The 23,929-nt window shown below is 62.0% G+C and carries 23 protein-coding genes and 1 pseudogene; 6 read left to right on the top strand and 18 right to left on the bottom strand.

Translation table 11 applies throughout. The features are described 5' to 3' along the window. Entirely contained in the window at positions 1-834 is an 834-nt protein-coding gene (locus AC1DYF_RS20350) for a helix-turn-helix transcriptional regulator (RefSeq protein ID WP_477878576.1), read from the bottom strand. A 46-nt stretch (positions 835-880) separates the two neighbouring features. Continuing rightward, entirely contained in the window at positions 881-1,426 is a 546-nt protein-coding gene (locus AC1DYF_RS20345; protein ID WP_477878575.1) for a YbhB/YbcL family Raf kinase inhibitor-like protein, read from the bottom strand. Between the two features lie 672 nt (positions 1,427-2,098). Here AC1DYF_RS20345 and AC1DYF_RS20340 point away from each other — a divergent pair. From AC1DYF_RS20340 to AC1DYF_RS20325, 4 genes and pseudogenes are all read left to right on the top strand, one after another. Further along, positions 2,099-2,254: pseudogene (locus AC1DYF_RS20340) on the top strand (HD domain-containing phosphohydrolase); the annotation flags it as partial. A 6-nt stretch (positions 2,255-2,260) separates the two neighbouring features. Next, a complete protein-coding gene (locus tag AC1DYF_RS20335; protein ID WP_477878607.1) occupies positions 2,261-3,235 on the top strand; it encodes an HD domain-containing phosphohydrolase in 975 nt (324 codons plus the stop codon). Positions 3,236-3,312: 77 nt separating this feature from the next. Further along, on the top strand, positions 3,313-3,750 hold the full coding sequence (locus AC1DYF_RS20330; protein ID WP_477878574.1) for a nuclear transport factor 2 family protein: 438 nt from the start codon (positions 3,313-3,315) through the stop codon (positions 3,748-3,750). Between the two features lie 275 nt (positions 3,751-4,025). Continuing rightward, complete coding sequence (locus tag AC1DYF_RS20325) at positions 4,026-4,457, top strand: nuclear transport factor 2 family protein (RefSeq protein ID WP_477878573.1); 432 nt, start codon at positions 4,026-4,028, stop codon at positions 4,455-4,457. An 84-nt stretch (positions 4,458-4,541) separates the two neighbouring features. On the opposite strand, the gene gndA is transcribed toward AC1DYF_RS20325, so the two are convergent. From gndA to AC1DYF_RS20265, 12 genes are all read right to left on the bottom strand, one after another. Further along, a complete protein-coding gene (gene gndA / locus AC1DYF_RS20320) occupies positions 4,542-5,975 on the bottom strand; it encodes an NADP-dependent phosphogluconate dehydrogenase (protein ID WP_477878572.1) in 1,434 nt (477 codons plus the stop codon). A gap of 120 nt (positions 5,976-6,095) precedes the next feature. Further along, entirely contained in the window at positions 6,096-6,872 is a 777-nt protein-coding gene (locus tag AC1DYF_RS20315; RefSeq protein WP_477878571.1) for a hypothetical protein, read from the bottom strand. Further along, positions 6,869-7,981 carry a GSCFA domain-containing protein gene (locus tag AC1DYF_RS20310; protein ID WP_477878570.1) on the bottom strand — a complete coding sequence of 371 codons (1,113 nt, stop codon included), beginning with the start codon at positions 7,979-7,981 and terminating at the stop codon, positions 6,869-6,871. The genes AC1DYF_RS20315 and AC1DYF_RS20310 overlap by 4 nt, the downstream gene beginning before the upstream one ends. 194 nt (positions 7,982-8,175) lie before the next feature. Continuing rightward, the gene (locus tag AC1DYF_RS20305; protein WP_477878569.1) at positions 8,176-8,460 is read right to left on the bottom strand and encodes a hypothetical protein; all 285 of its coding nucleotides are present in this window, start codon (positions 8,458-8,460) and stop codon (positions 8,176-8,178) included. Positions 8,461-8,690: 230 nt separating this feature from the next. Next, the gene (locus AC1DYF_RS20300) at positions 8,691-9,617 is read right to left on the bottom strand and encodes a glutaminase (protein ID WP_477878568.1); all 927 of its coding nucleotides are present in this window, start codon (positions 9,615-9,617) and stop codon (positions 8,691-8,693) included. Positions 9,618-9,765: 148 nt separating this feature from the next. Further along, complete coding sequence (locus AC1DYF_RS20295; RefSeq protein ID WP_477878567.1) at positions 9,766-10,194, bottom strand: L,D-transpeptidase; 429 nt, start codon at positions 10,192-10,194, stop codon at positions 9,766-9,768. A 163-nt stretch (positions 10,195-10,357) separates the two neighbouring features. Beyond that, complete coding sequence (gene cbiB, locus AC1DYF_RS20290) at positions 10,358-11,338, bottom strand: adenosylcobinamide-phosphate synthase CbiB (protein ID WP_477878566.1); 981 nt, start codon at positions 11,336-11,338, stop codon at positions 10,358-10,360. Continuing rightward, positions 11,339-12,589, bottom strand: a complete 1,251-nt coding sequence (locus AC1DYF_RS20285; RefSeq protein WP_477878606.1) for a threonine-phosphate decarboxylase — start codon at positions 12,587-12,589, stop codon at positions 11,339-11,341. After that, positions 12,586-13,878, bottom strand: a complete 1,293-nt coding sequence (locus AC1DYF_RS20280) for a cobyrinate a,c-diamide synthase (RefSeq protein ID WP_477878565.1) — start codon at positions 13,876-13,878, stop codon at positions 12,586-12,588. The genes AC1DYF_RS20285 and AC1DYF_RS20280 overlap by 4 nt, the downstream gene beginning before the upstream one ends. Continuing rightward, entirely contained in the window at positions 13,875-14,714 is an 840-nt protein-coding gene (gene cobA / locus AC1DYF_RS20275; protein ID WP_477878564.1) for a uroporphyrinogen-III C-methyltransferase, read from the bottom strand. Before cobA ends, AC1DYF_RS20280 begins: the two co-directional genes overlap by 4 nt. 108 nt (positions 14,715-14,822) lie before the next feature. Next, a complete protein-coding gene (locus tag AC1DYF_RS20270) occupies positions 14,823-15,776 on the bottom strand; it encodes a nucleoside hydrolase (protein WP_477878563.1) in 954 nt (317 codons plus the stop codon). Between the two features lie 80 nt (positions 15,777-15,856). Beyond that, positions 15,857-16,264: a cobalamin biosynthesis protein gene (locus AC1DYF_RS20265; protein WP_477878562.1), complete on the bottom strand. Its 408-nt coding sequence runs from the start codon at positions 16,262-16,264 to the stop codon at positions 15,857-15,859. A gap of 185 nt (positions 16,265-16,449) precedes the next feature. On the opposite strand from AC1DYF_RS20265, the gene AC1DYF_RS20260 reads away from it, so the two are divergent. Together AC1DYF_RS20260 and AC1DYF_RS20255 are read left to right on the top strand one after the other, a co-directional pair. Further along, positions 16,450-17,214, top strand: a complete 765-nt coding sequence (locus tag AC1DYF_RS20260) for a TSUP family transporter (protein WP_477878605.1) — start codon at positions 16,450-16,452, stop codon at positions 17,212-17,214. Positions 17,215-17,262: 48 nt separating this feature from the next. Beyond that, a complete protein-coding gene (locus tag AC1DYF_RS20255; protein ID WP_477878561.1) occupies positions 17,263-17,526 on the top strand; it encodes a type II toxin-antitoxin system ParD family antitoxin in 264 nt (87 codons plus the stop codon). Between the two features lie 19 nt (positions 17,527-17,545). On the opposite strand, the gene cobO is transcribed toward AC1DYF_RS20255, so the two are convergent. Genes cobO through cobW form a run of 4 tightly spaced genes read right to left on the bottom strand, consistent with a single transcriptional unit; the run spans position 17,546 to position 23,929 of the window. Further along, entirely contained in the window at positions 17,546-18,175 is a 630-nt protein-coding gene (gene cobO, locus AC1DYF_RS20250; RefSeq protein ID WP_477878560.1) for a cob(I)yrinic acid a,c-diamide adenosyltransferase, read from the bottom strand. Next, the gene (locus AC1DYF_RS20245) at positions 18,172-18,777 is read right to left on the bottom strand and encodes a dimethylsulfonioproprionate lyase family protein (protein ID WP_477878559.1); all 606 of its coding nucleotides are present in this window, start codon (positions 18,775-18,777) and stop codon (positions 18,172-18,174) included. Before AC1DYF_RS20245 ends, cobO begins: the two co-directional genes overlap by 4 nt. Next, positions 18,774-22,850, bottom strand: a complete 4,077-nt coding sequence (cobN, locus tag AC1DYF_RS20240; RefSeq protein WP_477878558.1) for a cobaltochelatase subunit CobN — start codon at positions 22,848-22,850, stop codon at positions 18,774-18,776. The genes AC1DYF_RS20245 and cobN overlap by 4 nt, the downstream gene beginning before the upstream one ends. Before the next feature lie 29 nt (positions 22,851-22,879). Then, positions 22,880-23,929 carry a cobalamin biosynthesis protein CobW gene (gene cobW, locus AC1DYF_RS20235; protein WP_477878557.1) on the bottom strand — a complete coding sequence of 350 codons (1,050 nt, stop codon included), beginning with the start codon at positions 23,927-23,929 and terminating at the stop codon, positions 22,880-22,882.

The following is a 23,929-nucleotide window of genomic DNA, read 5'->3' as shown; positions in this document are numbered from 1 at the left end:
TTATCCCCTCGCCTCTTCCCCACCTCGCCTGTGTCCCCGGATCGCGCTTGGTGGAAAACCGAACCGGCTGCGAAACCGCACCGCAAACCGGCTCTGCGATTCAAAGCCGGCGCTGGCCGCGATCATCGACACCGACATTGCGGAAGACTGCAACAGCCCCATCGCATGCGTCATGCGAATATCAGTGAGCACCTCGCGCAAACTCGTCCCCTCCTCCTGCAACCTTCGGCGCAGCGTTGCTTCGCTGACGCCGAGCGTGGAGGATATTTCGCCGGCGGACCAAGCGTGGTCCGGCCGCCGGCTGGTAAGCCTGCGGATGCGTGCCGCGTAGCTGTCGGGTGCGACGAGAGAGAATCGATGCCCCGATGCATTGAGCCAGGCGAGCAGTTCGGTGACCCGGTGCCGGATCACCAGATCGGGCAGATCGCCCTCGTCGAGCAGCGCAGCAACGGCGGTTTCGAACGCCTGGGACAGGCCGTCGCTCATCCGCCCGAGCAGATGCGCTGGAGAGACCGGCGCGGTGCCGTCCGGATCGCCGAAAGCGGCGATCAGGTCGGGATCGATGGTCAGCCAGCGCGCCTCGTAGTCACCGTCCCCGGCCGGGATATTTTCGAAGTCGAAAACCTGCCCCTGGGCGATGGCGATCGCCTCGCCGGCCTGCAGCTCGAACTGATAGCCCGGCGACCGGATCACCTTGTGCCCGCGCCGAATGACGATGATCAGCGGCTCGCTCGTCGTCAGCGAGGTAAAGTTCAGCCGCGTCGCCTGGGTGATGTGGCCGGTGGCACCGATTCCCGGCTTTTGAGCGATCATGTGCCTGATTTGCTGATCCATGGATCATCGCTTTCATTCGTTGCAAGGCGCGCCGGCCAGCCTACCATCAGCGGCTGGCTTTAGCGACAACCGAGGCTTCCGCGAGCTTGTTCATGTTGGAAACGAAACCCACCAGAGCACCGGACGCATTGGCAGGCACCGGCAGCTTGTCGAGCGTCACGGCCTTGATGGTGATGCGATATTCATGCGTCTGGCCGGGCGGCGGGCAGGCACCGAGGAAAGCGTTCATTCCGGCATCGTTCTGCGCCATGCGCGCGCCCTTCGGCAGCTTGGACGGATCGCTACCCGCGCCCGCATCGAGCGAGGTCACGTCGGCAGGAATGTCGACGACTTCCCAGTGCCAGAAGCCGGAGCCCGTCGGCGCATCTTTGTCATAAAGCGACACGACAAAGCTCTTCGTGCCCTTCGGTACACCCGACCAGCGGATGACAGGCGAGACATTGCCGCCGCTGCAGCCGAAAATGTTGGCATACTGTGCCAGCTTGAGCACGCCGCCGGCGAAATCGTCGCTCGCGACCTTGAACTCACCCGCTTGGGCGCCGCCAGCGACCAGCATGGCCGCAACGGCGTAAAAACCGAATTTCATCGTCATTCCTTTCTTCGGTGTCGATGAAGAAAGATTATCGGCCAGGCGCCAGCCTCAATATGCGCGCTCCCGTCAGATTTGGTGCCGAAACGCTCACGCCGGCGGCTGACCTTCTTCCAAATGCTCATCAGGGACAGGCATCCGCATGGACGCGAGATTCGTATATCCGCCTATCGGGCGAATGGCCTATAAGACGAGGCGCGGGACCGACGAGGCAGGGCGGCATTCCATGCAGAAAACGGCGCAGACCACGGCCGACAACTCTTCCGGCATCAAGCTGGGCGAGGTCATCGCAGCATTGTCGCTGGCAACCGATCTTGCCATGGGCCAGCCGGTGGAATTCGCGCTCAGATCTTGCGTGCTGGCGACACGCATCGGCCGCATGCTGGCCATGGCTCCGGCGGAGCTCGATGAGATCTATTTCCAGTCGCTGTTGCGCTATGTCGGCTGCAACGCCGAAACCCATGCGCTGACCGCGCTCTTCGGCGACGAACTCGACTTCCGCCGCGATTTCGCGCTCATCGATCCGGGACGGGCCAGCGAGATGGCCGCACTGGTTTTCACCTATCTGCGCCGCGCCAATGCCGGCGCCGATATGTTCGGTTTCGTGGCAAGCGTCGCACGCGGCTTCCTCACCAGTCCTTCAACTGCGGCAAGCGCCATTGCGGCCATTGCGAAGTGGCGCAACGGCTGGCCGAACGCCTTGGACTCGGCGACACCGTCTGCCGCAATCTCGGTCAGATCTATGAGCGTTGGGATGGCCGCGGCCTGCCCGCCGGCCTCAAGGGCGACGCCATTGCGCCCGCCGTGCGCGTGGTCTCGTTTGCGCAGGATGTCATCGTGCTTCATGCCGCCTTCGGCGCCGACAAGGCGGTGGCGAAGATCGAGGCCCGGCGCGGCGGCGCCTACGAGCCACAGCTGGTCGACCGGTTCCTCAAGCGCGCCGACGAACTGATCGCCGGTCTCGACGACACCGGGTGGCAGGACGTGCTCGCGATCGAACCGCAGCCTTTGGCGATGATGACCAACAGTCAGTTCGACGAGGCTTGCCTTGCCATGGCGGATTTCGCTGACCTCAAGACACCTTACTCGGCCGGCCATTCCCGCGCCGTCGCCGCGCTCGCTCATGACGCGGCCAGACGCTACGGCCTGCCGGCCGAGGATGCGGTCGATCTACGCCGTGCCGGCCTGCTGCACGATATCGGCCAGGTGGCGATTGCCGCGCGTATCTGGCAGAAGCCGACCGGTTTCGCTGACGCCGAATGGGAACAGGTCCGCCTGCATCCCTATTACGCAGAGCGTGTGCTTGCCCGGCCGCCCGCGCTGGCGCGGCTCGGCGCCATCATCGCCCAGCATCACGAGCGTTGCGACGGCTCCGGCTATCATCGCGGTACCAATGCCGGTGCGTTGACGCCACAAGGCAAGCTGCTCGCCGCCGCCGAAGCCTATCAGAACAAGATCGAAGCACGGCCGCATCGCCCACCGCTTTCGCCGCAGGGAGCCGCTGATGCGCTCAGACGCGATGTCCGCGAGGGCAGGCTCGATGCCGACGCGGTCGCAGCGGTGCTTGCGGCTGCCGGGCATGCGGTGCCGATCAGAAAGCAGCAGATGGCCGGGCTGACGGAGCGCGAGATCGGCGTGCTGCGCGCCATCGCCCGTGGGCAGTCGATGAAGCAGATCGCCCACAGCCTCGGCATCCTGCCCAAGACCGTCGACAACCACATGCAGAACATCTACACCAAGATCGGCGTCAGGACGCGTGGCGGCGCCACCCTCTATGCTATCGAACACGGACTGGCGAGTGTGGAAATATAGGGAATCTTCCTCATGTCCGGCCCCGCAGGACTGCGTACGGTCCGGCTACGGCAATGGCCGCAACTGAGGAGGTTATCATGAGCAACGACAATATCGACGTCATCAAGGAATCCTACGCCGCGTTCAAGCGGCGCGACCTGCAGGCCGTGCTCGACAAACTGAGCGAGGATGTGACCTGGGGCATGATGGGCCGTCCCGAGGATGTGCCGATGGCTGGTGTGCGTCACGGCAAGGCCGGCGCTGCGGACTTCTTCCGCATCATGTCCGAAACAGTCGACATGACCTCTTTCGAGCCCCAGACCTTCCTGGCAGCCGAGGACAAGGTGTTCGTCTGGGGCCACTGGAGCTGGACGATGCGCAGCACCGGCATTTCCGGCGAGAACGAGTGGCTGCATGTCTTCACCTTCAAGGACGGCAAGTGCATATCCTGGCGCGGCCACAACGACACCGCATTGCTGGCCGCCGCCCTGCGCGGCGAGCCACAGGTGGCCACGAAAAAGGCCATGGCCGGCTGATCCCTGCCCGCCAGCGGCACGACGCTGCCTCCAGCACCTTCGTTGAAGGCAGCGAGCGCCATCGGCGGCGCAGATATCGACATGGTCCAAAACAGCCGGGTGGAGAGGCCGGCGCGACCATCACCCCACGATATTTTACTACATGATGATCTGGGCCGGGCAGGCTGCGTACCATTGGCGATGGATAAAGGCCGACATGTCCGGAGGAGGACGACTCGGCAGCGATGCCATCGCGCAGTCTATCGATGAGGAAAAACCCAAACCGGGAGGTAATCATGGTTAGCAGCAATATTGAAATTGTCCGCAGTCTCTATGACGCGTTCCTGCGCAGCGATACGGCAACGGTCATACAGGGCCTGTCGCCGGATTCGACCTGGGCATTCGTCGGGCGCGAGCAGGACCTGCCTTTTGCCGGCCTTCGCAAGGGTCGGGACGGCGCCGCCGAATATTTCCGCCAGCTGACGGACACGCTTGAGATAACGCTCTTCGAACCGCAGAAATTCCTCGCTGCCGAGGACAGGGTTTTCGTCTGGGGCAAGTGGCAGTGGCGCATGCGCCGCAGCGGGTTGGGCGGCGAGCAGGACTGGCTGAATATCTTCACGCTCGATGGCGGCCTGGTGACCGCCTGGCGAGGCCATGTCGACACGGCCCACCTTGCCGCGGCGTTCAACGCAGCTCCGGAAACCGTGATGCGAGCCGCGAGCTGAGCGCTTGTGCCGTGGAATGAGCCTATCGCCGGATGACAGCGCCGACTTGTTCGGCGCCGCCATCTCTCACAGAAGCTTCGCAGATCAGAAATCGGCCAGGCCCGAGCCCCAAGGCCCATGATGCTTATCGACGCCGTCGACCCGATCGAAACCATGCGCACCAAAAAAGTCGCGCTGTGCCTGGATCAGGTTGGCGGTGCCACGACCACGGCGGTAGCTATCGAAATAACCGAGCGCCGAGGCGAGTGCCGGGACCGCTAGGCCATTGAGTGCAGCCGTCGAGACGACGCGACGCAATGCGCCATCGGTTTCCTTGACCAGCGCGGCGAAGGCCGGTGTGATCACCAGATTGTCGGCGTCGGGCGCTGCGCGGAAGGCCGAGGTAATGTCGTCGAGGAATTGCGAGCGGATGATGCAGCCGGCGCGCCAGATTTGCGCGATGGTCGGCATCGGCAGCTTCCAGCCGAATTCCTTCGACGCTTCGGCCATGACCGCGAAACCCTGCGCATAGGCGCCGATCTTGCCGGCCAGCAGCGCCAGTTCGAGATCGGCGATCAGCTTGTCCTTGTCGGCGCCGGCGATCTTGCCGCTGCCCGGCAGGCCGAGGATCTTCTCGGCATTCTCGCGCTGCGTCTTGAACGACGACAGGCTGCGGGCGGCCACGGCTGCCTCGATGCCGGTCGCCGGCACGCCCATATTCTGCGCCTCGATCGCCGACCACTTGCCGGTGCCCTTCTGGCCCGCCTTGTCCACGATCATATCGACCATCGGCTTGCCGGTGATCGGATCGGTCTTGGAAAGTACAAGCTCGGAGATCTCGATCAGGTAGGACTCGAGCCGGCCCTTGTTCCACTTGCCGAAGATTTTTGAGCATTCCTCGGCCGAAAGGCCGAGACCATCGCGCAGGATGCCATAGATTTCGGCGATCATCTGCATGTCGGCATATTCGATGCCGTTATGGATGGTCTTGACGAAATGGCCCGCACCGTTCTCGCCGAGCCAGGCAACACAGGGCTCGTCCTTGAACTTGGCGGCGATGGAGGTCAGCACCTTCTCGACGCGTTTCCAGGAGTCTTCGGTGCCGCCGACCATGATCGACGGGCCGTGGCGCGCGCCCTCCTCGCCGCCCGACACGCCCATGCCGATAAAGGTCAGACCCGAATCCTTGAGGCCATCGAAGCGGCGGATCGTGTCGCGGAAATTGGCGTTGCCGGCATCGATGATGATGTCGCCAGGCGAGAGATAGTTGCGCAGCGTGGCGATCAGTTCGTCCACCGGCGCACCGGCCTGGACCATGATGATCACCGGCCGCGGCGGACGGATCGAGGCGACGAATTCTTCCAAGGTCTTGGACGGCACGATGCGGCCGGCGAGATCGCCCGCCTCTTCCATGAACGTGTCGGTTTTTGCCGGTGTGCGGTTGAAGACTGCGATCCGGTTGCCTTTTTCAGCGATGTTGAGCGCCAGATTGGAGCCCATGACCGCTAGTCCGATCAATCCGATTTCCGCCTGTTCCATGCCGGTCTCCCTTGCGATTTTGGCTGGATTGTTTGGCCCGGACTATAGCCGGGCCGACGCAAGAGGCAAGGCCGCGGAGGCGCCTTTCCGGCGGGAAAACAACAGTCTGCCAGCCGCAGGTCAGGCGGCTTTCGCCGTCTCGATCCTTTCGAAGAAAGTGTCGAGCATGAGCGCGCCATAGTCGGCATTCATATGGGCGAAGTCGGAATCTTCGTGCTCGACYACTTCCTGCCTGAGTCGCACCGAACCCTTGGCGAATTCCTGCCGTGTGAAGCAACCTTGCTCTATCGTCGAGGCGGGCTGTTTCAACACTGTGGCCGCAGGGCTGAAGGCGGCGGAGAGAATCTTGGAAACCCAATCCGCATAGACCCCGCCATCGACTTTTTTCAAGACCTTGCGCAGCAGGGCACTGCGCGGACGCTGCAGGACCGAAGGCGCCCAGAGCGGATCGGGCATCAGAAAGATCGGCTTGTTCGTCGCTGACGCCAGCATGTCGGCGATCCTATAGGCGACCGTTTGCCGGTAGGCGCTGACGGCCATCGCATCCAGAAGCTGTTGCGACACAAACTGCCTGTCCGGCAGATTGAAGGCATAGGTCGTGGTACCCTGGGTCACCATGGTGGCGGGCGAGAAATTGGTCCCGCAGGCCACGACACAGAAAATGTCGTAGGCCGCGAGGTCGATCTCCTCGCTGCCACCGGTGAAACGCAAGGCCTCGCGGACTTCGGAAGCGTCGGAAGTAAGCTTGCCGTCACGCAGTGCGAGACCCGAAAGCGTGCTCCGGATCGTACCGAATATGGTGACGTCACCGCGTCGGGCGGCAAACTTCTCGGACATCAAGGCAAGACGCAGTGCGGCGACATGCGAGTCGCCGATGAAACAGACGCGTTGACTCATTGGGCGAAAGCCTCGAGCAGAGCGTCTTCGCACACCACATCATCCTTGTTGCGACCTGCCTTTTGCTTCCGGCCAGCTTGGCGTGGCTTGTCCTCCCCGCCGCCCTTGCGCCGTTTGCCGGTGGCCGCAGGAGCCGCCTCGGGCACGGCGAGGCCTGACTTTGGCGGATGTTCCGAGAAGAAGATCTTCATGACAGTCTCGACGCCGAAACTGCTCACCGAGCGCAAATTGCTCTCATAGAAGAAGGAACGCGCACTCGGCGAGGTGATGACTTCGTAAGAGGGGAAATAGTCGACATTGTCGAACTGGTCGGTCAGGGCGGAGCAGACGCTGCGCAGAATCGACTTGGAGCGCGTGGTGGCAACCAGGACATGATCCCCCGACGCCGTCGCTGTCAGCGGCACGGGCGAGACGGTGAACAGGAATCGCATGTCCGGATTGATCTCCAGAAGCAGCCTGCGCGCCTCGACCATGTCATTATAGACATCGAAGAAATTGAAGTTGACGAAGCGGAACACCGACGGATCGAAGGTGCCGGCAATGACGCCCGGGCAGGTCGGGTAGACCGTGCCGCTGTCGATGCGTTCCCACGCTTCGGTCAAGCCGAGCGTGAAAACGAAGACGTCGACGGCTTCGAGCATCGCCGACAGCTTGTCGAAATGGTTCCTGCGGTGCGCCAGTACCTCCTCGACGCTTTCAAGCCCGTTCGGCTCGACCGAGGGCCGCAGCGCATCGTAGAAACGGCCCTTCTTTTCCCAGACATCGTCGGCTCTCACCGTACCGGAGCGGCAATCCTTGATCAGTTGCACGAGTTGCCGGGCGGTATAGATGTTGCCGTAGCGCGCCGAATAGATGCGGTAGCCATATTCCTTGGCCAGATCGTCGTCGATCCAGTTCGGCAGCGTTTCGACTTCGAGGATATTGTAGCCGTTCTTCTTCATGTTGGCGGCGACGTGCTGCGCGAAACAGGAACCGGCGGTAACGATATTGTCCTCGAAACCGATGTCGAATTTCTTCCGGTACATGCCCTGCATTGCGGTGGCATTGACGTCGGCGACGCCGGACCGCCAATAGTGCTCGGGCGGCAAATTGCTATAGGGATTGGACACGGCCGGTCCTCCTGATCATGATCTCGCTGAAGCTGGGTTTACAAACATATGCGCCCATCTTCAAGCACAGTGACGAGAGGTCGTGCGACTTGCTGTCGCGTCGGAAAACCGCGTTGGCAAATGCAAACCGGGACTGCGAGACGCGGCAACGCCGCTGTCATGGCAGTCCCGGCTTGGATATCGATATCGATCGATTACTTCACGTAGAAGATCCGCGAACCGTCGGCTGCATCCTTGGCAAGGATGACGTTCTTGATCGAAATGCCCTGAGCACGCAGCGCCTCCTGAGCGGCCGGGTTGCCGGCGATCTCATCCTGGGCGGCCTTGGCGTTGGCCTTGGTGCCGAAGGTCTTGATGAAAGCGGCGCAGGACATGCCGAGATCGCTGAGATAATAGATGCCAATGCCGCCGGCGGAAGCAGTGGAAGCGGTGAGGATGGCAGCGGCGAAAGCGCCCGCGGCGATGATCTTGTTGCGCATGGTGGACTCCAATTGTTCGAAATTTGTTGACGACAGGGCGACTCTTTCGTCCTTACGCCAAACAGCTAGGGAGCCCGTGGAAATGCTTCAAGTATACCAAAGTCTCAAAACTTCACGTAATCGTGAAAAGTAATGCTTTCTTATTGATTTTCCTCCGCTATTTTTGTCTGCGACAAAATACCCAATTATTTCAGTATATTGTAATAATTTCGTCATACGACTTGGTGGAATCAGCGCCCAAAAATTGACCATCCGGCTCGTTTGGCAAGGCTTTCCAAGGCTTTGGTGCCGGTTGCGGAATTGCCGTTCGCGTTAAGTCCGGGTGACCAGACCGCGATCGATGCTTTGCCCGGGGCGATCGCCAGGATTCCGCCGCCGACGCCGCTCTTGCCCGGCAGGCCGACCTTGAAGGCGAAATCGCCTGATGCATCATAGTGGCCGCAGGTCAGCATCAGCGCATTGATGCGCCGTGCACGCTCGGCCGACACCGCACTATGGCCGCTACGGGCGATGCGCCCGCTATTGGCGAGAAAGAGCCCGGCCTTGGCAAGCTGCACGCAGCTCATCGACAGCGCACATTGGTGATAGTAAACGCCGAGCGTCTTCTCGACGGGGTTTCGGATATTGTCGAAAGAGCGCATATAGTTGGCGAGAGCGGCGTTGCGGAAGCCGGTCATCTGTTCCGACCGCGCCACTTCGGCATCGATGATGATCTCGTCGTCATCGGCGAGATAGCGCACGAAGCTCAGGATCTCGCCGAGCGTTTCCTTCGGCTGGTGGCCTGACAGCAGCGTATCGGCAACGACGATGGCGCCGGCATTGATGAACGGATTGCGCGGAATTCCCTGCTCGTGCTCGAGCTGGACGATGGAATTGAACGCTGTTCCCGAAGGCTCCCGCCCTACCCGCTTCCACAGGCCCTCGCCGATGCGGCCAAGCGCCAAGGTCAGCGTGAACACCTTGGAAATGCTTTGGATGGAGAAGGCTTCGTCCGCATCGCCGATGCGGTGGATATCCCCGTCGACGGTGACAATCGCCATGCCGAATTTCTTCGGATCGATCTTGGCAAGCGCCGGGATATAGTCGGCCACCTTGCCCTCGCCGATTTGGGGCGCGATATCCGAATGCACGGCGGCCAGCAATTCATCCAACGGCACAGGCTACTCCATCGTTAAGCGTTGCGAGTCCTCTTAGCCGCATTTCGAGGCTGGATGAAGCGCCTCTTCACCGCGGCAGCAATACCGTGGAATCAAAGGCGCCGCCCGAACAACCGGGCGGCGCGATCGCAGTTGGTAATGCAGCCGATTATTCGGTCACGACGACCTTGGTATTGCCGAGGCCGTATTTCTGCGCCAGATCGAAGAAGATCGCGGCGTTTTCCGGAAGCAGCCGGATGCAGCCATGCGACGCGGGACGGCCGAGGCGCTTTACCTCATAGGTGGCGTGAATGGCATAGCCGCCGTTGAAGAAGATCGCATAGGGCATCGGCGCATTGTCATATTTGCGCGAGCGGTGGTGCAGCGAGGCGAGGTAAGCGCGCCACTGGCCGGTCGGCGTCACATAGCCTGGACGGGCGGTAGAGACCTTCCACTTGTATTTTTCCCAGCCGTTTTCCGTCACGGTCATGGTCTGGGTGGAAATATTCACCCTGGCAACGATCGTTCCGGCATGGGCGGCGGCCGCCGTGACACAGAACGCAAACAGGGCCGTAGCGGCCACGAGCATCTTACGCATAAAAGTCTCCCCTGAATGGCGCGAAATCCCCTACGCCTCAATCTGACGAGACCATGTTTAGCAGGAAGATGATGATATCCGTTTAAAAGGCTTGGTAAAGCAAGATTGAATCAAAGCAATCGAGCCCGGATTCATCTGCGCAGAACGGCAATACTTCCGTCCGTCAGAAGATCGCAATGAACAACATGGCGACGATCGCGGCAGCGACGTTGAACACGGTACTGGCCGAAGCATAGACGGCGATCGCAGCATCGATATCGTCCGGCACGACCGCGCGGCGTCCCGCGCCGTTCTGCAGCGGCTCCTGCACCCGCTCGCCGGCATAGATGCGCGGGCCTGCCAACGCCACGTCGAGTGCGCCGGCCATGGCCGATTCCGGCCAGCCGGAATTGGGCGAACGATGCAGGCCATGGTCGGTGAGCGCCGTCGTCAGCGACCGATGCGCCGCGCAGCGGCCGCGTTGGATGAAGGCGCCGGCGACGATCAAAAGTGCCGAAAGCCGCGCTGCCGGCCAATTGGCGAAATCATCGAGCCGCGCCGAAGCCCAACCAAAATGCCGGTAGCGCGGCGTTTTGTGGCCTATCATCGAGTCGGCGGTGTTGAGCATCTTATAGGCAAAGATGCCCGGCAGCCCGAAGACGGCGTAATAGAGCGCCGGCGCCACGACGCCGTCCGAAAAGTTTTCCGCCAGCGTCTCGATCGCCGCACGGCAGACGGCCGCCTCGTCGAGATGCTCAGGATCGCGGCCGACAATCATAGACACGGCCCGCCGCCCGCCGGCAAGCCCACCCCGCCTGATGCCGCTGGCGACCGCCGCGACATGGTCCGACAGGCTCTTCTGCGCCAGAAGCACCGCGACGATCAGAATCTCGACGATCGTGCCAAGCTTGCCGAGATGGGCAAGCAGGCTATGGATCAGCCAGCCGATCATCACGCTCGCCAGCAAAAGCGCGGCAATGGCGAGAATACCATAGGACCGGCGGGCACGATCATTGAGACCCTTGCCGTTGAAATTGCTCTCGAAGAAGGAAATCGCCTTGCCGAACAGCACCACCGGATGCGGCACTTTCGACCACATCCAATCGGGATCGCCCACGACCCGGTCGACGACCAGCGCGATGGCAAGATTAATCAATGTCCGCATCTATGGCCTGAAGGACGCCAGCGCCGCCGCCAGCCTCCGGTCCCCCTGTTCATCCCCTGCAAGCCCGACCCTCAACCAATCCGGACGATAATCGAACTTGCGCACCAGTATATGGGAATGCGCGAGATGTTCAAAGAGGCGACCGGCATCGGAATGCTCGACAAGCGCAAACAGTTCGGTGCCGCCGGCAAGCTTGAGACCTGCGCCCTTGAGGACGGCATCCAGGCCTGCCTTGCGCTCGAGGATTCGGTCGAGGATTTTCGCTCGATCGGCTTGCATCCATTCGCGGGCGATGTAGAGCGCCGGGCCGGACACTGCCCAGGGACCAAGCTCGGCCTCGATGCGTTCCAGCATCGATGGCTCGGCGAAAACGAAGCCAAGCCGGAGACCGGCCATGCCGAAGAATTTGCCGAAAGAGCGGCTGACGGTGAGGCCAGGAAGTTCGGAGGCTTCGCGCGCGATGCTGAGTTCGGGGCGGGTATCGCCGAACGCTTCGTCGACGTGGAGGTGGCCGCCGCGGGAGTGGAGTATCTTGTGCAGCAGAAGAAGTGTCTGCGGCGCATGCAGCAAACCGTTTGGATTGTTGGGATTGACGACGATCAGCGTCCCATGGTCGGGACGAAGATCGTCGGCCGACGCGAGATGATCGACGGCAAAACCGGCACCTTCGAAACAGTGGTGATATTCACCATAGGTAGGCGAAACGATGCCCACCAGCTTCCCTCGCTGCACCAGACGCGGGAGAATCTGGATCAGTGATTGGGTTCCCGGGATTGGAAGCGGGAGAGTGTTGGGGGTTCGGATCTTTGCCGGACCTGAGCCCGAAATACCCCCCTCTGCCCTGCCGGGCATCTCCCCCTCAAGGGGGGAGATCGGATGGAGCGCTGCCTCGCCCCAATCTTCTGCCGCCTGTTCAGCACTCAACAGTAATTTGGGGCAAGAAGCGTGCTGCTTGCCAATCTCCCCCCTTGAGGGGGAGATGCCCGGCAGGGCAGAGGGGGGTAATTCTTGCAGAAACCCTTCAGAAATCCCCCCGGATGCAGCCCCCAGGTAAAACTCCCGCGCCGCCGCCCGCGCCTCCTCCACCAGCCCCTTATCGGGCAGCCGGTTCCACACCTCCGCCGGGATCTCCGGCAAATCCGGCATGTTCGGATTGATGCCGGTCGACAAATCCAGCCAGTCCTCGCGGGCGCCGCCATATTGGGCGATCGCCGCTGTCAGCCCACCACCATGGACGATGCCAGCCATCAGGCCGCGGCCCCGGCAAGGTCGATCACATGCATATAGGACCCGGACACGTTCCCCCGGCAAAGCCCCGCAGGCCCGACTACCTCGCCAGCCGCGTCGACGGCATCGAAGAGCCGCTCCGCCTGACCTTCCTGCAGCACCGTCGAATAATGGAATTCATGCGCCGTCAGCGCCATGCCGGCAAATGGGCCGGCCAGCCCTCTGACCTTGCGATAACCGAGATGCCGCTTGCGCGCCGCAAACGAGGTGCCGAGCGGCAGAAGCCCAAGCATCGGGTGGCTTTCACCCGCCGCGTCGACCAGAACCTCACCCAGAGTCATGTAGCCGCCGCATTCCCCGTAAATCACCGCACCATCCGCGGCACGCTCCAGCATGCCCTGACGGAAGTTCTCGGCACCACTCAGTCTGCCGGCATGCAGTTCCGGATAGCCGCCCGGCAGGAGGACAGCATCTGCGGTATTGTCCGGCGCCTCGTCGCCAAGCGGCGAGAACCACGAAATCTCCGCCCCTTCCGCACGCCAGCCATCGACCAGATGCGGATAGGCGAAGGCAAAGGCCTCGCCCCGCGCAATCGCGATCCGCTGGCCAAGCGGCGGCACGCGGCAGAGGAGATTGCGCGGGTCGGATGCATGACGCTCTGCCAATTCGGCGAGCCTTGCCACATCGCAGGTCCTGGTGACCGCATCCGCCGCATAGTCCATGAAGGCTTCGATGCCGGCAATCTCGCCGGCCTGGACCAGGCCGAGATGCCGTTCGGGAAGGCCGAGTTGCTTGTCCTGGCCGATCACGCCGAGAATGGGAATGCCTGCGCCCGCAAGCCCTGCCCGCAGCATCGATTCATGCCGCGCACTGCCGACGCGATTGAGGATCAGCCCGGCGATTTCGACATCCAGGTCATAGGCCGTATAGCCGCGCACGACGGCACCCACCGAATGCGACATGCGCGCGCAGTCGACCACCAGCACGACGGAGAGGCCTAGCATTTTCGCCAGGCTGGCCGGGGAACCGGTATGGTCGGCAGCGGCGTCGTAGAGGCCCATCATCGCCTCGACGATCATCGGTCCATCCGCTGCCGCCTGAGTAGCCAGCAGTTCGGGCCGCATCGCCCAGGGATCGAAATTCAGGCACGCGCGGCCACAAGCGATCTTGTGGAAGGCCGGATCGATATAATCGGGGCCTGCCTTGCCTGGCTTGACGGCGATGCCCTGGTTGCGAAGTGCCCTGAGCAGGCCGAGCGTCACGGTCGTCTTGCCCGAACCCGATGTCGGCGCCGCAATCAGGAGCCCGCTCATGCGGGATCCTTGAGCCCGCGCGATCCAAAGGGATCGCCGACCAGCACCTTGCCGGACAGCGCGCCGAGCCAGTCGAGCCCTTGTCGCAGCCGCACCACTTCGCCAACCACGACGATCGCCGGCGGTTCCAATCCGGAGGCTGCGATATCTTCCTCGGCGCGGCTGAGCGTCGTCTCCAGCACCCGCTGCGCCTCGGTCGCGGCATTGCAGACAAAAGCGACCGGCTCCGACAAGGAACGTCCGGCGGCAATCAGCTGTCGCGCGATCTCGCCCATATGCTTCATCGCCATATACATGACGATGACAGGCGAGCCGCGGCTCACCGCCTGCCAGTCGATACGATCCGGCATGAGGCCAGAGGAATCGTGGCCGGTGAGGAAAGTCACCGTGTGATTGATCTCGCGATGCGTCACGGGAATGCCGGCATAAGCGAGCCCGCCGATACCTGCTGTAATGCCGGGCACGATGCGGAAGGCAACGCCGTGATCGACCAGCGTCAATGCCTCTTCGCCGCCGCGCCCGAACACCAGCGGATCACCGCCTTTGAGCCGGAGGACACGTTTTCCCGCGCGCGCCAGTTCCACCAGCCTGAGCGAGATGTCGCGCTGCCGCGCCGACGGCTTGCCGCCACGCTTGCCCGCATATTCGAGGATCGCACCCTGGCGCGCCATTTTCAGGCAGGATTCGTCGACCAGCGCGTCATAGACGATAATGTCGGCTTCCCGCAAAGCCTTGACCGCGAGCAGCGTCAACAGGCCGGGATCGCCGGGACCTGCCCCCGTCAGCCACACGGTTCCGGGCAGGAATGCCGGAAGATCGGAAAAAATGTCGTCCATGCCCGTTCCTAAGCCGGCAAAGGGGAAAATGCAAACCAGGCTAAGGCATGCCGTCGCCTGGCCTGAGCCTCAAAACGGCATGACCTGATCCGCCGGCGAAGTCGGCATTCATTGCCGCAGCAATGTCTCCTCGACCAGCGCCATCAGCTTTTCTGCTTCAACATCGGTGCAGGCCTTCTGGCTGGGTGCATCGTCCCAGACGCTCTTGCCGAACACCATGCCGTCCGGCTTCTGGATCGTCTTGCCCTCGCCAACCCCTTCCGTCACCACGCGGATCGAGCCGGAGCGTGTGGTGAACAGTTCGGGTGCCACGACATAGACGCAGGCGCAGGTGTCATGCACGACCATGCTGTCGGGTGCCTGGTTGTCGTAGAAGTCAATGTAGAACTGCGAGATCCGGTCAAGCAGCTGCATCTCCGGGCCGCCCTTGGCCGCAAGTTCCGCCAACTTCGAACGCGACATGGTCGTCTTGAGCGTGACGTCGAGGCCGATCATCACCACTTTCCACGGCGCGGTCATCACCACATCGGCGGCCAGTGCATCGCCATGGATATTGGCCTCGGCGGCCGGCGTGACGTTGCCGGGCACGTCGAAAGCGCCGCCCATGATCACCACTTCCTTGACGAGATCGGTGATCTCCGGCGCCTCATTCAGGGCATTGGCGAGATTGGTCATCCGACCGACGGCGACGATGGTGACCTCACCGGGATTTGCCCGAACCGTGTCGATGATGAACTGGTGGCCGGAACGGGGATCGAGCGGCACGCCATCGATCGTCGCCGGCAGACCGATATTGCCAAGCCCGTCATCGCCATGGACGTAGGTCGGATAGCGTTCGACTTCGTGGCCGAGCGAATATTTGTGGCCGTTGCCCTTGGCGATCGGCGCGGAAATGCGCCACTCGCGCTTCAGGAACTGGGCATTGCGTGTCGTGGTGTTGATTGAGGCATTGCCGAACGTCGTGGTGATGCCGATGAGATCAATGTCCGGATGACGTACCAGGAACAGAAGCGCCATCGCATCGTCAACGCCGGGGTCGGTATCGAAAATCACCTTATGCATTCGCTCAGCCTCTCTCTTCATCGGTAGCGGCGAGCATTGGCAAAGCCCGCAGGAAATTGCCAGAAATTTTTATCGGATGGTCAATGATTATGCGGTTTCGCGGCGATCGCTACCGTTACCTGACGACCAGTGGTCTTCTCGACGAGCAGCGCCGCCTGGGCGCCAGCTGCCGCTAGCGCCGCAGCCTCGGCAACGCCATGGCAGCCGATGCGGGCGAAAAGCGCTTCGGACGGGTTTTTCAGCCGCGGCGTTTCGTCTTCCAGCACAATCGCTTCGAACAAGGCCAGCGGCACCTGAAAACGAGAAGCAAGAGCGAGCAGCGCCGGATGGTGCCGCCGCGTTTCGATCGTGGCGATCTGCTGCAACTGTGCCGGATCGAGGCCAGCGTTGGCAATCACCGCTTCGGCCAGCATGATCACCTCCTCCCCGTCCGCACCCGCGGACAGGCCAACGCCGAGCCAGAAGCCATGAGCAAAGCTAGAAGGCATCGGCGCATCCGTAGCGAAAAAGATGAACGTCGCTGAGAAACATGTTTCGTTGATACCTTCCTATGCCGGCTGGTCAAGTGCGGCGATGCGTCTGCGATCCGGTGGAATGCTTGTCAGCTGCCCTTCGGTTTGCAATAAAGAAATCCACTGAATCGAGCCCCGCGTTGCCTGAACTCACCTTAGTCATGCTGATCCTGCTCTTCCTTGCGGCCTTCGTCGCGGGATTCATCGACTCGATCGCTGGCGGTGGCGGATTGGTGACGGTGCCGGCGCTGTTGCTTGCCGGCTTTTCGCCGATCCAGTCCCTTGGCACCAACAAAGTACAGTCATTGTTCGGCTCCGGCTCGGCGACGCTCGCCTATGCCAGCGGCGGTCAGGTCAATCTCAGGAGTCAATTGCCGATGGCGGTGATGTCGGCGCTCGGCTCGGCCATCGGCGCCGTGGCGACGACCTATATTCCCGGCTCGGTGCTGCAGGCCTGCATGCCGGTGCTGCTGATCGTCATCGCGCTCTATTTCCTGCTCAAGCCTAATATCGGCGATGTCGACAAGCATCAGCGGATGTCGGCCTTCCTGTTCGGGCTGACGCTGGTGCCGCTGATCGGCTTCTATGACGGCCTGTTCGGCCCCGGCACCGGTTCATTCTTCATGCTGGCCTTCGTCACATTGCTGGGATACGGCCTGCTCAAGGCTACGGCCCATACAAAACTCCTGAATTTCGGATCGAATGTCGGCGCCTTCGCCGTCTTCGCCTTCACCGGCGCCATCCATTGGCAAGCCGGCATTGCCATGGGCATCGGCCAGTTCCTCGGCGCCCAGGCCGGCTCACGGCTGGCGATGAAGAACGGCGCAAAAATCATCCGGCCGCTGCTGGTGGTCGCCTGCATCGCACTGGCTATAAAGCTGCTCGCCAATCCGGCCAATCCGCTGAGGGTCTGGTTGGGGATTTGATTGTCACGCTCAGCCTCTGCCTCTATGATTGTAAGGACGGAGGCGACAATGGCGACGACAGACCTGACCCTTGGTGCACATTGGGAAAACTTCATTGGCGAACAGATCGCCAAAGGCCGCTACAGTTCAGCAACCGAAGTCGTTCGCGCCGCACTCAGGGAAATGGAAATCCGCGAGGCCGAATTGCGGGTGCTTCGGGCTCACCTCGAAGAAGGATATCGGCAAGCCGAAGCCGGAGAGTTTGTCGATGATTTCTCTGTTGAAAAGCTGATCGAGGAACTCGACGCCGAATTACACGAAGACTCGCGCTGAGTGTCCCTTAGCGGCTCGACTAAAACTCCACCCCCTGCTGCCCTTTGATGCCCGATCGGAACGGATGCTTGATCAGTTCCATCTCGGTGACCAGATCGGCGATCTCGATCAGTTCATCCTTGGCGTTGCGGCCGGTCAGCACGACATGCGTCATCGCCGGCTTCTCGGTCTGCAAAAATTCGATGACCTCGCCGACATCGATATAGTCATAGCGCAGTGCGATATTGATCTCGTCGAGCAGCACCATCGACCGGCCGGAGCGGATCAACTCCTTGGCCTTTTCCCAGGCGGCCTGCGCGGAGGCGACGTCGCGGGCGCGGTCCTGCGTCTCCCAGGTGAAGCCCTCGCCCATCGTGTGGAATTCGCAGAGATCGGAAAAATGCTTGTCGATCAGCTCGCGCTCGCCGGTCGCCATCGCCCCCTTGATGAACTGCACCACCGCGCAGGGCATGCCATGGGCGATGTGTCGGAAGATCATGCCGAAGGCGGCAGTGGATTTGCCCTTGCCCTTGCCGGTATGAACGACGATCAGGCCTTTCTCGCCCGTCTTGGTCGCCATGATCTTGTCGCGCGCGGCCTTCTTCTTGGCCATCTTCTCGTTATGGCGCGCGTCGTCGTGATCGGCTGTTTCGGCGGTTTCTTCGGTCAATTGATGCCTCTTTCCACAATGGTCGATACCTGGTCGAGCGGTCCGCCGCGCCAGAGATAGAGCGCCACCATCGGCCTGTCGGCCGTGCGCATGGCATGCCAGATTTCCGATCGATGATGAATGATCTCACCCGCCATGCGGAACTGGAACGGCGCCGCATCCATGCTCCACAGCGAATACTGCGTCAGCGGGATGTAGATCTCCTCAGCAATGTGATGGTGGTCCGGATAAACAGTGTGCGGGCCGAGCATCAGGAAACCACCCGCCATCGTCTCCGATTGATAATGCCCGCGCGTGCCGAAAATCTCGACCCAGCCGTAATTGTCCAAGAATTCCTGGCTGAAATCCGAAATGCCATAGGTCTGGCGCCAATCGAGAAAGCCGGCGGTCTTTACCAAAGTATCGAGCAAAGCCCGCTCGGCTTCGCCGGCGGGCGGGCTGACGCCCGATAGGCCATCGACCACCTTCAGACGAGTGGGCTCGATGGCCCGTTCAGCGTCCGGCCAGCTGAAATCGGCGAGAAAGCGCTTCACCGGCTCCTCGGCCTTGCGGCTATCGAGATAGGCGTAGAGAGCTCTGGCGATTTCCGAAGTCATCCTCATTTCTGCGGCTCCATCGCTGCTGTTGCCGGCGCCAGATCGAAACGGGCCGAATTGCTCTGTGGCGTCCAGAATTTCCGGTCGATCGCCTGCATCAGCTTTTCCTTGATGTCTTCGAGCGCTACGGGATTCTTCTCCGCGATAAAATCATGCACGTGCTGGTCCATCAGGAAGGCGCGATAGGCCGCCTCGAAATGATGATCCTTGACTGCTCCCGTCGTCGTGGCAAAGGCGAACATGAAATCGACCGTCGCAGCGATCTCGGCAGCACCCTTGTAGCCATGCCGCATCACGCCCTCGATCCATTTCGGATTGACCACGCGGCCGCGCATGACGCGCGAAATCTCTTCCTCGAGCGAGCGCACCACCGGCCTTTCCGGGCGGGAATGATCGTTGTGATAGATCACCGGCTGCGTGCCGGAAAGCTCAGCCGCAGCGGCCGCCATGCCGCCTTCGAACTGATAATAATCATCGGAATCGAGCAGGTCGTGCTCGCGGTTATCCTGGTTCTGGATCACTGCCTGCAGTGTGGCGAGCCGGGCCTCGAACAGGTCACGCGCCTCGGTCCCCTCTTCGTCGCTGCCATAGGCGTAGCCGCCCCATTCGACAAAGCTTTCCGCCAGCGCGCTGCGGTCGTCCCAGATGCCTTCGTCCATCAGCGTCTGCAACCCAGCGCCATAGGTACCCGGCTTCGAGCCGAAGACGCGGCTGCCGGCTCGGCGCTTGTCGAGGTCTGCGGCTTCCCGCTTCATCCGCGCCGCGATCGGATTGTCGGCTTCGTCCTCGTCGAGCGCGCCGATCGCCCGCACCGCGTTGTCGAACAGCGCGATCTGCTCCGGAAAGGCATCACGGAAGAAGCCGGAAATCCTCAGCGTCACGTCGACACGTGGACGCGCGAGGACCGCAACGGGAATAATCTCGTAGCCCGTCACCCGCGCCGAGCTCATGTCCCAAACCGGCTTAGCGCCGATCAACGCCATGGCCTGGGCGATGTCGTCGCCGCCGGTGCGCATGTTGGATGTGCCCCAGGCAGTGATGCCGAAGGAATTGGGCCAGTCGCCGTGATCCTGCACATAGCGTGTCACCAACAGTTCCGCCGACTTCTTGCCAAGCGTCCAGGCGGTCGGCGTCGGTACGGAACGGGTGTCGACGGAGTAGAAATTCTTGCCCGTAGGAAGTACGTCCGGCCGCCCGCGCGTCGGTGCGCCGGATGGCCCGGGCGCGACGAAACGGCCCGAAAGGCCACGCAGCAGGGCCTCGATCTCGGACGGGCCGCAGGCGCTGATGGAAGGTTTCAGTCGGGTTTCGATCTCATCCATGACCTGCAGAACATTATCCCAGTCTGGCTGGCAGGCGGTTTCACCCGAGACCAATTTTGTCGCAAGCATTTCGATGCGCTCAACGGTGTCGCCGTTCGTGCGCCATGCGCTGTCTGAGAGATCGGCAAGGATGTCAGGCTTTGGGCCACTCCACGCTGTGGCCATGTCGCAGTCGAGAGGGTCGAATGCGGAAATACCCCCCTCTGTCCTGCCGGACATCTCCCCCTCAAGGGGGGAGATTGACTCGCGGCTTCCGGATTGCCCCAAATTCTCACTGGTAACTGCAAGCACGACCTCAGCTTGAGGCAGAGGCGGCACCCCATCCAATCTCCCCCCTTGAGTGGGAGATGTCCGGCAGGACAGAGGGGGGGCACCGCACGGCACTCCCTCGAATAAATCCTTTGCGATCGCCCGCTGCAAACTCTGCCCACCGCCCTCTCCCGACCCACGCGGCACTCGCGCGAGCGCCACCGTGAGGTCCGTCAGCAACCGCCCGTCCGGCGACACGCCGAACACATGCAATCCATCTCGGATCTGCATTTCCTTGAGATCGCAGAGCCAGGCATCGAGCTTCTGCAGCGCCGAATCCTCGTCCAGCCCGTCGATGCCGGCGTCATGACGCAGCCCGGTGTCGCCGGCGAGATCGAGGATCTGCTTCTTGAGCAGCCGCAGGCGCCGCGGATCGGCGCCCTGCGCCTGGTAATATTCGTCGACCAGCGCTTCCAGGTCTTTGAGATAACCGTAGCTTTCCGCCCTTGTCAGCGGTGGCGTCAGGTGGTCGATGATCACGGCCGAGGAACGGCGCTTGGCCTGCGTGCCCTCGCCCGGATCGTTGACAATGAACGGATAGAGATGCGGCAGCGGGCCGAAGACGGCTTCCGGATAGCAATTTGCGGAGAGCGCCATGGCCTTGCCCGGCAGCCATTCCATATTGCCATGCTTGCCCATATGGATCACCGCATCGGCGCCGAAGGCCTCGCGGATGAAGGCATAGAAGGCAAAGTAGCCATGCGGCGGCACCAAGTCCGGCGAATGATAGGTGTCCTTCGGATTGAGGTGATAGCCGCGCGCCGGCTGGATGCCGACGAGCACCTGGCCGAAACGCGAAAGCGGCAGGGCAAATGCACCGTCGAGAAAGAATGGATCGGCCTCCGGCGCACCCCAGCGCGCCACGACATCATCCTGAATCTGAACGGGAAGGCTTGCGAAGAACGCTTTGTAATGACTCAAGGAAAGCGCCTGACGGATCACCCGGCCATCCGTCGCCGCATTGGTCGGACCATCCATGAGATGGCGGATCAATGCGTCGCCATCCTCAGGCAGCTCGCCGGTCACATAGCCGGCGTCGCGCATCGCTCTCAGCGCTTCCACGGAACCCGCCGGCGTGTCGAGCCCCACACCGTTGCCGAGCCGGCCGTCACGATTCGGATAGTTGGCCATGATCAGCGCGACGCGCTTGTCGGCATTGTCGATATGCCTGAGCCGCGCCCAGCGGGCCGCGAGTTCGGCGACGAATTCGATCCGGTCCGGTTCCGGCACCGGAGAGACAATGTTGACCTCAGCGCGCTCGTCATAGGTTGCGGCGCGCTTGAAAGAGACCGCACGGGTGAGCACGCGCCCATCGACTTCGGGCAGGGCCACGTTCATTGCGAGGTCGCGCGCCGAAAGCCCCATCGAGGAATTTTCCCAGCTTTCGCGAGAGGAGCCGGAGAAGATCACCTGCAGCACCTGGGCGCCGGTTTCGTCGAGCACAGTGCCGGTCTTCTCCGCGCCGGGAGAGACGACCGCGAAACTCGTGGCGTTGAGGACGACGTCCGGGGAGAGGTCGACGAACAGGGTGCGGATGAAGTCTGCAGAAAACGGCTCCTTGAGGCTGGAGACGAAAATCGGCAGGACACCAAGGCCTCGGGCGGTCAAGGCATCGACCAAGGCCGCAACGGGTTCCGTCTGGCCGCTTTGGACGAGGGCGCGGTAGAAGGTTATGACGGCGAGTGGCACGCGTTTGTCTTGGGCACAAGTGTACCCCCCCTCTGTCCTGCCGGACATCTCCCCCTCAAGGGGGGAGATTGGCTGGACGCCTGCTCCCTGCCATAGTCCAGACGTCGAGATTGGAGCGGGAGTCCGCCACAGGTCGATCTCCCCCCTTGAGGGGGAGATGTCCGGCAGGACAGAGGGGGGTAACGCCGAGGCATGCCATTCATCGAAACCAATGACACCCCGACCCGGCCACCAGATACCCGCCCTCGCCAGCGCCTGCGCGCTCTCCGGCCTCTCGCCCGCCGAAATCAGCATCTCGGCATAGCGAACAAACCGCCCGATATTCTCCGCTCCACCCTCGACCAGATACGCCCACAGCGCCTCACAATCCGTCCTCGCCGCTGTCGACCATGGCTCGAGCCCGGCATCCCGCCGATCATCGCCAGGCAACACCGCCAAAGCAAAACCGTGCGCCTGCGCGCCGGCCTTCAAAGCTTCGATGAGATAAGAGAAATAGCTGACGCCGCCCAGCGCCCGGAGAACCACCAACTTCGCATGCCGCGCCGTCTTGTCGACCCACATATCGATCGACATCGGATGCTTGAGGCTCGCCAGATTGACCAACCGCCATGCAGCCGCGCCCTTGTTGGCCGACGCTGCGACGCTGGCGATCTCGGTATCGGCGGCGGACAGGAAGACGATATCGCCCGGCGACTGGCCGAGATCAAAGGCCTCGTCGCTGTCTGATATCGAACCTTTCTGGGCGAGAAGAAGATGCATTCGCTAAAACCTATTCAATCCAACGCCATTCACCCCAGCGCTTTGATCTCCCGCATGATCGCTTCATCATCCATCTCGTCATGCAAACCGATCACCACCAGCCGTGTGCCGCGCGTCTCCCCCGGCGTCCAGGCGCGGTCGAAATAGCTGTCGATGCGCGAACCGACAGCCTGGATCACCAGCCGCATCGGCTTGCCCTTGACCTCGGCAAAGCCCTTGAGGCGCAGGATGTCGTGACGGTCGATGATCGGCTTCAGCTTTTCGATGAAGGCGGCCGGTTCGTCGACAGCGCCAAGTTCGACGACGAAACTTTCGAATTCGTCGTGGTCATGCGCATGGCCGTCGCCCTCATGCTCCAGTTCGTGATGCGATTTGCGGTTGGAAATATCGTTCTCGGTGCCGATGCCCAGGCCCAGCAGGACCGAAGCCGGAATATCGCCGTGGCGGGATTCGATCATGCGCGGCTTGCGGGCGGTAGCGCCGGTGACGGTGTCACGTACCGACTTCAACGACGCCTCGTCAAGCAGGTCGGCTTTGTTGAGCACGATCAGATCGGCGGCGGTCAATTGGTCTTCGAACAGTTCCTCGATCGGGCTTTCGTGGTCGAGGCCCTGATCGTTGACGCGCTGGGCGTCGAGCGCGTCATGGTCGTCGGCGAAACGGCCGGCGGCGACGGCGGCGCTATCGACCACGGTCACCACGCCATCGACGGTCACCGCCGTCTTGATGCCGGGCCAGTTGAAGGCGGCGACCAAAGGCTGCGGGAGAGCAAGACCCGATGTCTCGATGACGATATGGTCCGGCCGGTCCTTGCGTTCGAGCAACTTTTCCATGGTCGGAATGAAGTCGTCGGCCACGGTGCAGCAGATGCAGCCATTGTTGAGCTCGATAATGTCGTCTTCGGTGCAGGCCTCCGCGCCGCAGCCCTTGAGCACGTCGCCATCGACGCCGAGATCGCCGAATTCGTTGATGATCAACGCGATCTTGCGGCCGCCGGCATTCATCAGCATGTTGCGGATCATCGTCGTCTTGCCGGCGCCGAGAAAGCCGGTGATCACCGTGGCGGGTATCTTCTGCAT

The sequence above is a fragment of the Rhizobium sp. P2_G9 genome (assembly GCF_056403475.1).
The sequence above is the reverse complement of the archived record's forward strand: the minus strand, read 5'-3'. Positions and strand labels throughout refer to the sequence as shown.